Source organism: Pseudarthrobacter sp. efr-133-R2A-89 (assembly GCF_030209315.1).
Taxonomy (GTDB): Bacteria; Actinomycetota; Actinomycetes; order Actinomycetales; family Micrococcaceae; genus Arthrobacter.
Genome location: NZ_JARVSE010000003.1, coordinates 180,286 through 191,489, shown reverse-complemented (window position 1 = coordinate 191,489; position 11,204 = coordinate 180,286). Strand labels below are relative to the sequence as shown.

Sequence of the window (11,204 nt, the reverse complement as noted above, 5' to 3'; positions counted from 1 at the left end):
CTGCTGCTAGTGCGAGATGCGCAGGTTGTGATGGGCGTCAGTGCTGGGCTTTATGGCCACCGCGGTGACCACCAGCGCCACTGCCCCCGCAATCCACGACGTCCACGCGGCGCCCGTCGCGCCCGTGTAGGACCCCAGCCATGGCGAGAGGATCAATACTGCGGCAAGGACAGCCTGGGCGTATTCCATAACCGGTGTTCCGGGCATTGCCAGGTTGACGATTCCGCTGACCACCAGGAGCCCGCCGAAGACGAGCATGAGGGTGGTGGACATGTTTTGCTGCCGCGTGAACAGGACCGCCACTGCGGTGAAGAGTCCGGCGGCAGCTGCTGCGTAGTCCTGCCACCGATACCACTTTTTCACTGTTTTTCCTTTCTGGTGTGGGCGGAACGCCAGTACGTTTCCGCCCTATGGGCCTCTGCTGCCCATGACTCAAGTCAACGCCTGCGGTGGTGCGCCCAATAGGGCAGAAAGACCTGCCCGCAGGGGTTGCCATCCAGCTACTCAGTGTTACTATCTACTAGTAGTCAGCAACACTAAGTACCAAGGGGATTCCATGGGCAAGCAAATGACCGAGATGCTCAAGGGCACGCTGGAAGGCATCGTCCTGGCGCTCCTCGCCGCCCAGCCGGCATACGGCTACGAAATTACCGCCCGGCTGCGCGAACAGGGCTTTTCGGACATCGTCGAGGGCACGGTCTACGCCCTGCTGGTCCGCATCGAACAGCGCGGCCTGGTGGACGTCGCCAAAGTCCCCTCGGAAAAAGGACCTCCCCGGAAGGTCTATTCGCTGAACCCTTCCGGCAGCGGCTACCTGGACGAGTTCTGGACCTCCTGGAGCTTCCTCGCCCAACGGATCGAGCAACTCCACCACACCAACCACCAGCAGGAAAAAGGAGAATGACCATGACACAGGGATGGCTCGAGAAAGTCACCGGCTCCTTCGACGACAAGAAGCGCTGGCGCCAATACAAGGCCCGCAAGGAACAGCTGCCCGGCAGCTACCGGACCACCATCGATGCCCTGGAACGCTACTTCACGTACGCCGGCGCCATCGTCAAGGGCGACATCCTCATGCAGATGCTCGAGGACCTGGCCGACCTCATCGAGGGGGCCGCAGCGGACGGAACCCCGATCCGCGACATCGTTGGCGACGACCCCGTGGAATTCGCCGAAACCTTCATCAGCAACTACTCGGACGGCCAATGGATCAACAAGGAGCGCAAGCGACTGACCGACACCATCAACCAGGCCGCTTCCGGGGATGCCTGAGACGTCCCGCACCGGAAGGACCGGCCATGACCACAGACCAGGCCCTGCAACCCGCCATCCGGGTCCAGGGCATCGAAAAGTCGTTCAAGGACCTGCACGTGCTGCGGGGCGTCGACTTTGACGTGATGCCGGGAAGCATCTTTGCGCTGCTCGGATCCAACGGCGCCGGAAAAACCACACTGGTGAAGATCCTGTCCACACTGCTGAGACCGGATGCCGGCACCGCCGCGGTCAACGGTTACGACACCGGCACGGAGCCCGCGCACGTACGGGAATCCATCAGCCTGACCGGCCAGTTCACAGCGGTGGACGACGTCCTCACGGGCCGGGAAAACCTGGTGCTGGTGGCCCGGCTGCGCCACCTGCCCCGCCCGGACGCGGTTGCCGGCGCCCTGCTGGACCGCTTCGACCTGGCCGAGGCAGCACACCGCAGGGCGGGCACCTACTCCGGCGGGATGCGGCGGCGCCTGGACATCGCCATGAGCCTGATCGGGAACCCCAGCGTCCTCTTCCTCGACGAACCCACCACCGGGCTGGATCCGCAAGCACGCAACGAGGTATGGCGGACCATCCGGCAACTCGCGGGCCAAGGCACCACCGTGCTGCTCACCACCCAGTACCTCGATGAGGCAGAACAACTCGCAGACCGCATCGCCATCCTGCACCAAGGCACCATCATCCAAAACGGGACGCTGGCCGAACTCAAGCAACTCCTGCCCGCCGCCACGGTGGAATACGTGGAGAAACAGCCTTCGCTCGAGGACGTCTTCCTGGCCCTGGTGGGTTCCGCCCCAGACAACCGTCCCAGCGGCGCCCCGGCGCCAGGAAAGGACCACCGATGAGCACCCACGCCCTGCGGGACACCGGCGTTTTGACCGGCCGCTCGCTCCGGCACATCCTGCGCAGCCCGGACACCATCATCACCACCGCGGTGACGCCCGTGGCCATGATGCTGCTGTTCGTCTATGTGTTCGGCGGCGCCATCACCACCGGCTCAGGAGGCTCCTACGTGAACTACTTACTGCCCGGCATCCTGCTGATCACCGTCGCCTCCGGCGTGGCCTACACCGCCTACCGGCTGTTCCTGGACGTCAAGGGCGGGATCGTCGAAAGGCTCGGATCCATGCCGATCGCCAGGCCCAGCATCCTGTGGGCCCATGTGCTCACATCCCTGGCCGCCAACCTCGCGGCGATCGCCATCGTGATCGGCGTTGCGGTACTCATGGGCTTCCGCAGCGGCGCATCCCTCGCAGCGTGGCTCGCCGTCGCCGGGATCCTGGTGTTGTTCACCCTTGCCCTGACCTGGCTGGCGGTCGTTGCCGGCCTGACCGCAAAGACCGTGGATGGCGCCAGCGGCATGAGCTACCCGCTGATTTTCCTGCCGTTCATCAGTTCGGCGTTCGTTCCCACGGCCACCATGCCCGGCCCGGTCGCCTGGTTTGCCGAGAACCAGCCGGTGACCCCGATCGTGGACACCCTCCGGGCGCTGCTCGCGCAGGAACCCGTGGGCACCGGGATCTGGACGGCGCTGGCCTGGCTGGTTGGGATCCTTGCCCTGGCATACGCCGTGGCAGTGTCCATTTACCGCCGGAAAGTTGGCTGAGGCCGCAATCTGAACAGATTCACTGCGAATTCACAGGAATTGTCCGTGCCAATCCGGACCGCGGTATGCAAGAGTGTCCGCAACGCTGGGGAGCCGATACCTGCCGGCCGGGCCGCCACACTGCCTGGCCGGCAGGCCCACAGCTACGTGACAAGTGAGGCCGGGCGTGAAAAACAGCACTGAGCGCCACACCGGGGCGGCCCGACGCCGGGTCCCCGGCCTGCTCCTGCTTCCCGCCCTCCTGCTGCCCAGCTTGGCGGCCTGCACTCCGAATGACCCCGCTCCCACGCCCACCCCGTCGGTTTCCCACAGCACGGCAGGCACCCAGGCACCCAGGCCGAGCGCCACCAAGGACCCTGCAAGCCACATCCAAACACCCGGCCACGTGTTCGTCATCAACCTGGAGAACAAGGGCTACGACTCCGTATGGGGTGACAATTCCCGCGCGCCCTACCTGTCCGGAACACTCCGCAAAAAGGGCGTCCTGCTGACCAACTACTACGGCATCGCCCACAATTCACTGCCCAACTACCTGGCCCAGATATCCGGCCAGCGGCCCAACGACAGCACCATGGCGGACTGCCACACCTATACCGAGTTCAACGCCACGGGCACCGACTCGGAAGGCACCCTCCAAGGCGACGGCTGCGTCTACCCGCAGGACACCCAAACCCTGGCCGGACAACTGGCCGCCCAGGGCAAGACATGGAAGGGCTACATGGAGGACATGCAGGAGCCATGCGAACACCCGCCGCTGGGTGAGCCGGACAACCACATCAGGGCCACCCTGGAGAGCCAGTACTCCACGCACCACAACCCCTTCATGTACTTCCGTTCCATCACCGCCTCCCCGGACTGCGCCAGGAATGTGGTCAACTTCGCAGCGCTCGCGGGCGACCTGAAGTCTGTGGACACCACGCCCACTCTGTCCTACATCACGCCCAACCTGTGCCACGACGGCCATGACGCCACCTGTGCCGACGGCACCCCCGGCGGGCTGGAAGCGGTGGACGGGTGGTTGAAGGAGCAGGTGCCGGCCATCCTGTCCTCACCGGCCTACAAACAGGACGGCATGCTGGTGATCACCTTCGACGAGGCCGAGGGCGATTCGTCAGGCCCCCCCGAATCGGACGCGGCAAGCCCGGCCGGCGGGGCCGCGGGGGGCAAGGTGGGGGCGCTGGTGCTCTCGCCGTTCAGCAACGCGGGCACTTCCTCGGACCGGGCCTACAACCACTACAGCCTGCTGGCCAGCATTGAGGACTTCTTCTTCCTCCCCCGTCTGGGGCTGGCCGGCGATCCCGGGGTCGCCACCTTCGGCGACGACGTGTTCCGGAAGGAGTCCTAGGGTGAAGCTTCCATGGAACGGCCGACGCCGGACAGTCCTGGCAGGCGCCGTTGCGCTGGCGGTCCTGGTGATTCTCGCCGTCGTCCTTCCCAACGCGTTGCGCGCCGGCCCGCCGGCACCCAGCACGCCCTCCTCCGCCCCGGCCCAAGATGCGGGCGCGGGCGTTGCCGCCGGCCAGGGAGCCTCCGCGGACGCCGGGATCTCCAAAATCAAGCACGTGGTGATCATCACCCAGGAAAACAGGTCCTTCGACAGTTACTTTGGGACCTACCCCGGCGCAGACGGCATCCCCATGAAGGACGGAAAGCCCGCCGTGTGCCTCCCGGATCCGGCAAACGGCGGCTGCATCGCACCCTTCTACAACTCCGCGGACAGCAACGCCGGCGGTCCGCACAGCCACGCCGACGCAACCGGGGACATCAACGGCGGCGCCATGGACGGGTTCGTGGCCCAGGCGGAGAAGGGGCTCTCCGGGTGCAGTGCCGCCAGCACCAAGTGCACCTACAGCACCACCATGCCCACCGACGTGATGGGTTACCACGACGGGCGGGACCTGCCCAACTACTGGGCCTACGCGCAGAATTTCACCCTCCAGGACCACCTGTTCGCCTCGGCGGCGTCCTGGAGCCTGCCCGCCCACCTGTACCTCGTCTCGGAATGGTCGGCCAAATGCACCAAAGCCGGGGACCCGTCGTCGTGCGTAAACGCCCTGCAGGACCCCGATCCCGAACCTGAACCCCAGATCATCAAGGACACACTGATCGGCAAATGCCAGGCCGGCATGGATCTGGACCCCTGCCGTGAGGCCCTGGAAGCCGCCGGGATCGACCCCGGCCTCGCTGCCCAGATCGACCAGCTGATCGGCACCAGCTGCCAGCCCACCGATTCCTACGCCGTCTGCCAGGCAGCCGTGGATGCAGCCCCGGTGTCCGATGACCTGAAGAAGAAGCTGACTGACGCCGCCAAGAAACTGGAGCTGCCCGACTACGCCTGGACGGACCTGACCTTCCTGCTCCACAAGCACAACGTGCCCTGGGCTTACTACGTGTTCAACGGCACCGAACCGGACTGCCGGAACGATGCCGCCACCTGCGATCCGGTCAAGCAGGACGCCAAAACCCCCGGGCTGTGGAACCCGCTGCTGTACTTCGACACCGTCAAGGAAGACGGCGAGCAGGGCAACATCAAGCCCCTGACCGGGTTCTACGACGCCGCACGGCAGGGGACGCTGCCGGCCGTCACCTGGGTGGCGCCCACCGACAAGGTCAGCGAACACGCACCGGCCAAGATCAGCACCGGGCAGGCGTACGTGGCCGGGCTCATCAACGCGGTCATGAGCGGGCCGGACTGGGACAGCACCGCCATCTTCCTGACGTGGGACGATTGGGGCGGCTTCTACGACCATGAGAACCCGCCGGTGGTGGACAACAACGGTTATGGCCTGCGCGTGCCCGGCCTGGTGATCAGCCCGTACGCGAAGAAGGGCTACATCGACCACCAGGTGCTCAGCCACGACGCCTACTTCAAGTTCATCGAGGACGACTTCCTGGGCGGCGAACGGATCGATCCCGCCACGGACGGACGGCCCGACGCCCGGCCCGACGTCCGCGAAAACAACCCGCAGCTGGGCGACCTGGCCAAGTCCTTCGACTTCAACCAGGCCCCGCTGCCGCCGCTGATCCTGCCGAACGCCACCACCTACTGACGCCCGGCGTTTCCGGGCCGGTTAGGGGATGCAAACCTTTGTGGTAAACGGAACCGGGCGGTGGTTAACTGCCAGCATGTCTGAAACCGTGAAGCTCAGCCACAACGAACCCCACGACAGCAGCGTGGCCGCCCGCCTGAACTGGCTGCGGGCGGGCGTCCTTGGTGCCAACGACGGCATCGTCTCCGTCGCGGCAACCGTGGTGGGCGTCGCGGGCGTCACCAACGACCTCGCCCCGATCCTGGTGGCCGGCACCGCCGCCGTGGTGGGCGGCGCCGTCTCCATGGCCCTGGGCGAATACGTGTCCGTCAGCAGCCAGAGCGACAGCCAGCGGGCATTGATCGAAAAGGAACGCCAGGAGCTCCGGGACGATCCCGACGGCGAACTGGCCGAGCTCGCGGAGATCTACCAGGCCAAGGGGCTCAGCGAAGCCACGGCCCGGACCGTCGCCGAGGAGCTTACGGCGAAGGACGCGTTGAAGGCGCACCTGTCCGCCGAACTGAACATCGACGAGGAGGAGGTGGTGAGCCCCTGGCACGCCGCCTTCGCCTCCGCGATCGCGTTCACGGTCGGCGCCATCCTGCCGATGCTTGCCATCATCTTCCCGCCGGAGCAGGCGCGCATCCCGGTCACGTTCGTCGCCGTGATCCTGGCTCTTGCCATCACCGGCACCGTCAGCGCCAGGATCGGCGGAAGCTCCAAGCGCAAGGCAACCCTGCGCCTGGTGGTGGGCGGGGCACTGGCCATGGCCTTCACGTTTGCGGTGGGCAGCCTCCTGGGCACCACGGGCATCGCCTAGCGGCCCGCCCGGGCACCGGCGGGACTTTCGGGCACCGGCGGGACTTTTGAGGGAATTACGTCACGCCATGTTTGCGTAATTGATGTGAACCTCGTCACTTAAAGCGCTTTCCGGCTTGGAGCTTAGGTTTGCCTACCCTACAGTTTTTGAACATAGGCACCGCCTTCCGGTGCCCGCAAAGACTTAGGTTCACGCAGACTTTTCCCCACGAAAGCAGCCTCAATGAAGATCCGCAACAGCGCGCTGGCAGGCATCGCACTCGCCGCCACCGCAGCTCTCGGCCTGACCGCCTGCGGCGGTGGCACGCCCGCCGGTGACAGCTCCGCTTCCAACGGTGCCCCCTCCGGCGAGATCACTGTCTACAACGCCCAGCACGAGAGCCTCACCAAGGAATGGGTGGACGCCTTCACGGCGGAAACCGGCATCAAGGTGACCCTCCGCCAGGGCGACGATACCGAAATGTCCAACCAGATCATCCAGGAAGGCCAGGCGTCCCCCGCGGACGTGTTCCTCACCGAGAACTCCCCCGCCATGACGCAGGTGGAGAACGCCGGCCTGTTCGCCGACGTCAACAAGGACACCCTGGCCCAGGTTCCCGCCGAGTTCGCGCCGTCCACCGGCAAGTGGACGGGCATCGCCGCCCGCTCCACCGTCCTGGTGTACAACAAGACCAAGCTCACCGAGGACCAGCTGCCCAAGTCCATGCTGGACCTGGCCAAGCCGGAGTGGAAGGGCCGCTGGGCCGCCTCGCCCACCGGAGCCGACTTCCAGGCCATCGTCTCGGCACTGCTGGAACTCAAGGGTGAAAGCGCCACCGAGGACTGGCTCAAGGCCATGAAGGACAACTCCAAGGCCTACAAGGGCAACAGCACGGCCATGAAGGCGGTCAACGCCGGCGAAGTGGACGCCGCGCTGATTTACCACTACTACTACTATGGCGACCAGGCCAAGACCGGCGAGAACTCCAACAACGTCACGCCGTACTACTTCAAGAACCAGGACCCGGGCGCGTTCCTGTCCGTCTCCGGCGGCGGCGTGCTCAAGTCCTCCAAGAATGCTGCGGCTGCGCAGGCGTTCCTGAAGTTCATCACCGGCAAGAAGGGGCAGGAAGTGCTGAAGAACGGAACGTCGTTCGAGTACGCCATTGGCTCAGATGTGCCTGCCAACGACAAGCTGGTGCCCATCAAGGACCTGCAGGCGCCCAAGGTTGACGCCGCAAAGCTCAACTCCCAGAAGGTCAGCGATCTGATGACCCAGGCCGGACTCCTCTAATTCCGTGACCACCGATCTATCGGCTCCCGCCAGGCGGGGCACGACGACGGCGGGCCGGGGCAACAGCCCCCGCCCGCCTTTCGGCGTTTCCGCGGTGTCCATCCTTGCGGTGCTGATCGCCCTCTTCTCCCTCGTCCCGCTGGGGTACGTGGTGTACATGACGGTGGCAACCGGGTGGGACACCGCCGTCGCCCTCATCCTGCGCCCCCGGGTGGGCGAACTGCTGGCCAACACCCTGCTCCTGATGGCCGCCACCGTCCCGCTGTGCCTGCTGCTTGGCGTGGCGGGGGCATGGCTGGTGGAACGGACCAACCTCCGCGGCCGGCGGATCTGGGCTGTCCTGCTGGCCGCTCCCCTGGCCATCCCGGCATTCGTGAACAGCTACGCCTGGGTTTCGGCCATCCCCTCGCTCGGCGGCCTGGGCTCGGGAATCCTGATCTCCACCCTGTCCTACTTCCCGCTGGTGTACATTCCGGCGGCCGCCACGCTCAGCCGGTTGGACCCTGCCATCGAGCAGTCCGCCGCCGCACTGGGACTGGGCGCCTGGCGGGCCTTCTTCCGGGTGGTGCTTCCCCAGCTGCGGATCGCACTGACGGGCGGCGGCCTCCTGGTGGGGCTGCACCTGCTCGCCGAATACGGCGCCTTCGCCATGATCAGGTTCGATACCTTCACCACCGCGATCATGACCCAGTACCGTTCAACGTTCAACGGGGCCGCGGGCAACATGCTGGCCAGCGTGCTGGTGTTCTTCTGCCTGCTGTTGCTGATGGCCGAGGTCCGCAGCCGCGGCACCGCCCGGTACGCGAGGATCGGCTCAGGTGCCCAGGCACGGGCACTCCGGCTCCCGCTGCACGCCTACCAGATCCCGGGCCAGGCCTTCCTGCTGGCGCTGACGGCACTGGCGTTCGGCCTCCCCCTGTACTACGTACTGAAATGGATCGTGGCCGGCGGCGCGGACGTCTGGACCGCCGCCGAATTCCTCCCGGCCCTGCTGGCCACGTTCGGGTATGGCCTGGCCGGCGCTGCCGCCACCATCGTGGTCGCGTTCCCCATGGCCTACCTCGCGGTCCGGAAACCCGGCTGGTTCAGCAAGTCCCTGGAACTGTCCAACTACGTCACCAGCTCCATGCCCGGCATCGTGGTGGCCCTGGCGTTCGTCACCGTCAGCATCCGCGTGATGCCGGGCATCTACCAAACGGCCGGAGTGCTGGTGGCGGCGTACGTCCTGCTGTTCCTGCCCCGGGCCCTGGTGAACCTCCGGGCCGGGCTGGCGCAGGCTCCCAAGGAGCTTGACGAGGCCGCGCAGGCGCTGGGCAAGCCGCCGCTGCTGGCCTTCATCCGCGTCACACTGCGGCTAACTGCCCCCGCCGCCGCCGGTGGTGCGGCCCTGGTTTTCTTGGCCATCGCCAATGAGCTCACCGCCACGTTGCTGCTGTCCCCCAACGGCACCAAGACCCTGGCCACCGAGTTCTGGAGCAAGAGCAGCGAAATCGACTACGCCGGAGCCGCGCCCTATGCCCTGCTGATGATCCTGCTTTCCGCCCCGATGACCTATCTCCTCTTCCAACAGTCCAAGAAAGTAGCCGGACAGTGACAGCACCATCCACCCGTCGGCTGCCCGAACCACGGGTCTCCCCCTCCGTGGCGGCAACCACCAACAGCCACCTCCAGATCACGGACGTCACCAAGAACTTTGGGTCCCAGGCGGTCCTGAGGGGCGTCAACCTGTCCGTGGCCAAGGGCGGGACCACCGCCATCGTGGGTCCGTCCGGCTCCGGCAAGACCACGCTGCTGCGCCTCATCGCCGGTTTTGAACACCCGGACACGGGCACCATCTCGCTCAACGGCACCACGGTGGCAGGCGACGGCGCATGGCTCCCCGCCCACAAACGCCAGATCGGCTACGTTGCCCAGGACGGCGCACTGTTCCCGCACCTGACGGTGGGCCAGAACGTTGCCTTCGGCCTGGACCCGGCCAAGCTGGAGGGCGGCCGGCGGGCTGTCGCGGCCCGGGTGGCGGAACTCCTGGAAATGGTGTCCCTGGACCCGGCCATGGCCAAGCGCCGCCCGCACCAGCTCTCCGGCGGCCAGCAGCAGCGCGTGGCCCTGGCCCGCGCCTTGGCCCGGGAACCGGAACTGATGCTCCTGGACGAGCCCTTCTCAGCCTTGGACGCGGGCCTCCGCGTGGCCACCCGCCGCGCCGTGGCCAAGGTCCTGGCCGAGGCCGGGGTCACCACCATCCTGGTCACCCACGACCAGGCCGAGGCATTGTCCTTCGCCGACCAGGTGGCGGTCATGCGCGGCGGCAAGCTGGCCCAGATCGGCAACCCCTTCGTCGTCTACACCCGTCCCGCGGACCGGGCCACCGCCGAGTTCCTGGGCGATGCCGTCATCCTGGACGCCTGGCTCGAAGGGTCGTTGGCTACCTGTTCGCTGGGCGGGATCCCGGTGCGCCGCCCGCCGGCGCAGGGGAAGGTCCAGCTGATGCTGCGGCCCGAGCAGATCCGCATCGCCGAGGACGGCCCCATCCGCGGCGTGGTGGTGGACACTGACTATTTCGGCCCCGAAACCACGGTGCGGCTCAAGCTCAACGTGCCGCAAGAGGTGGCGGAGCACGCGGACCACCGGTACCCCGGCGGCGGCGAAGTGATCACCATCCGGCACTGGAACGCCTCGATCGCCCGGCCAGGAATGGAACTGTGCCTTCGGGTGGTGGGCGAAGCCGTCGCGTTCCCGATGGAGGACTAAGCTCCCCCGGCCGCACTCGGCGGCGGATCAGAAGCTTGTCCGCGCATCCGAAGCTACAGGGCACAGATGGTCGAACAAGCTTCTGTCCCGTGCGCCCGCCACTCCTGACACAGAAAAAACACCGGGCCGAAACACTCCGGCAACCTCTTCACGGCAAGCTGTGCTTACGGGGACACAACAGCAGGAGGCAGCCCTCATGGAGGCACAAGGAATACGTACCGCGCAGCTCCGCATCGGGGACCAGATCGAAGCCTGGCACCGGGGCAAGCTTTTCCACAGCGGCCGGGTGACCGACGTCGTCCCGGCCCTTGAGCTCTTCTGGATCCTGGATTCCCGGACCGGTGCGCGGAAGCTGCTGGACCCGGAGGCCCTGGAGATCCGGCACGTGGAGGCCCCGGCCGTTCCACCCGCCGCCCAGGCGAAGCCGCTCGCGACCGCCTGAGCAGGGTTTCCGGCCGGG

12 protein-coding genes are annotated in these 11,204 nt (G+C 66.4%); 11 read left to right on the top strand and 1 reads right to left on the bottom strand.

Annotated features, from left to right (window positions below; genetic code table 11):
• Nucleotides 1-6: 6 nt before the first annotated feature.
• The gene (locus QRM95_RS07085) at nucleotides 7-363 is read right to left on the bottom strand and encodes an SPW repeat domain-containing protein (RefSeq protein ID WP_018761692.1); all 357 of its coding nucleotides are present in this window, start codon (nucleotides 361-363) and stop codon (nucleotides 7-9) included.
• 193 nt (nucleotides 364-556) lie between these two features.
• Between QRM95_RS07085 and QRM95_RS07080 the strand changes: the two genes are divergently transcribed.
• The 11 genes from QRM95_RS07080 to QRM95_RS07030 all read left to right on the top strand — a co-directional run bounded on the left by QRM95_RS07080 (nucleotide 557) and on the right by QRM95_RS07030 (nucleotide 11,186).
• A complete protein-coding gene (locus QRM95_RS07080) occupies nucleotides 557-904 on the top strand; it encodes a PadR family transcriptional regulator (RefSeq protein ID WP_285247095.1) in 348 nt (115 codons plus the stop codon).
• 2 nt (nucleotides 905-906) lie between these two features.
• Nucleotides 907-1,272, top strand: coding sequence for a DUF1048 domain-containing protein (locus tag QRM95_RS07075; RefSeq protein ID WP_285247094.1), 366 nt, complete (start codon nucleotides 907-909; stop codon nucleotides 1,270-1,272).
• Between the two features lie 26 nt (nucleotides 1,273-1,298).
• Nucleotides 1,299-2,114, top strand: coding sequence for an ABC transporter ATP-binding protein (locus tag QRM95_RS07070; RefSeq protein ID WP_285247093.1), 816 nt, complete (start codon nucleotides 1,299-1,301; stop codon nucleotides 2,112-2,114).
• Nucleotides 2,111-2,875: an ABC transporter permease gene (locus QRM95_RS07065; RefSeq protein ID WP_285247092.1), complete on the top strand. Its 765-nt coding sequence runs from the start codon at nucleotides 2,111-2,113 to the stop codon at nucleotides 2,873-2,875. The genes QRM95_RS07070 and QRM95_RS07065 overlap by 4 nt, the downstream gene beginning before the upstream one ends.
• 166 nt (nucleotides 2,876-3,041) lie before the next feature.
• A complete protein-coding gene (locus QRM95_RS07060; RefSeq protein WP_285247091.1) occupies nucleotides 3,042-4,220 on the top strand; it encodes an alkaline phosphatase family protein in 1,179 nt (392 codons plus the stop codon).
• Between the two features lies 1 nt (nucleotide 4,221).
• Nucleotides 4,222-5,925 (top strand): alkaline phosphatase family protein, encoded by a 1,704-nt coding sequence (locus QRM95_RS07055; RefSeq protein ID WP_285247090.1) that lies wholly within the window; start codon nucleotides 4,222-4,224, stop codon nucleotides 5,923-5,925.
• A gap of 76 nt (nucleotides 5,926-6,001) precedes the next feature.
• Nucleotides 6,002-6,724, top strand: a complete 723-nt coding sequence (locus tag QRM95_RS07050) for a VIT1/CCC1 transporter family protein (RefSeq protein WP_285247089.1) — start codon at nucleotides 6,002-6,004, stop codon at nucleotides 6,722-6,724.
• Nucleotides 6,725-6,946: 222 nt separating this feature from the next.
• Entirely contained in the window at nucleotides 6,947-7,996 is a 1,050-nt protein-coding gene (locus QRM95_RS07045) for an iron ABC transporter substrate-binding protein (RefSeq protein WP_285247088.1), read from the top strand.
• Nucleotides 7,997-8,000: 4 nt separating this feature from the next.
• Nucleotides 8,001-9,590: an ABC transporter permease gene (locus QRM95_RS07040; RefSeq protein WP_285247087.1), complete on the top strand. Its 1,590-nt coding sequence runs from the start codon at nucleotides 8,001-8,003 to the stop codon at nucleotides 9,588-9,590.
• Complete coding sequence (locus tag QRM95_RS07035) at nucleotides 9,587-10,744, top strand: ABC transporter ATP-binding protein (RefSeq protein WP_285247086.1); 1,158 nt, start codon at nucleotides 9,587-9,589, stop codon at nucleotides 10,742-10,744. The genes QRM95_RS07040 and QRM95_RS07035 overlap by 4 nt, the downstream gene beginning before the upstream one ends.
• A gap of 196 nt (nucleotides 10,745-10,940) precedes the next feature.
• Nucleotides 10,941-11,186 (top strand): hypothetical protein, encoded by a 246-nt coding sequence (locus QRM95_RS07030; RefSeq protein ID WP_285247085.1) that lies wholly within the window; start codon nucleotides 10,941-10,943, stop codon nucleotides 11,184-11,186.
• Nucleotides 11,187-11,204: the final 18 nt, after the last annotated feature.

Bases quoted from the DNA above. Each gene is read 5' to 3' on its own strand.
- QRM95_RS07070 (WP_285247093.1), top strand. From the start codon at position 1,299: ATGACCACAGACCAGGCCCTGCAACCCGCCATCCGGGTCCAGGGCATC.
- QRM95_RS07080 (WP_285247095.1), top strand. From the start codon at position 557: ATGGGCAAGCAAATGACCGAGATGCTCAAGGGCACGCTGGAAGGCATC.
- QRM95_RS07045 (WP_285247088.1), top strand. From the start codon at position 6,947: ATGAAGATCCGCAACAGCGCGCTGGCAGGCATCGCACTCGCCGCCACC.
- QRM95_RS07050 (WP_285247089.1), top strand. From the start codon at position 6,002: ATGTCTGAAACCGTGAAGCTCAGCCACAACGAACCCCACGACAGCAGC.
- QRM95_RS07030 (WP_285247085.1), top strand. From the start codon at position 10,941: ATGGAGGCACAAGGAATACGTACCGCGCAGCTCCGCATCGGGGACCAG.
- QRM95_RS07065 (WP_285247092.1), top strand. From the start codon at position 2,111: ATGAGCACCCACGCCCTGCGGGACACCGGCGTTTTGACCGGCCGCTCG.
- QRM95_RS07075 (WP_285247094.1), top strand. From the start codon at position 907: ATGACACAGGGATGGCTCGAGAAAGTCACCGGCTCCTTCGACGACAAG.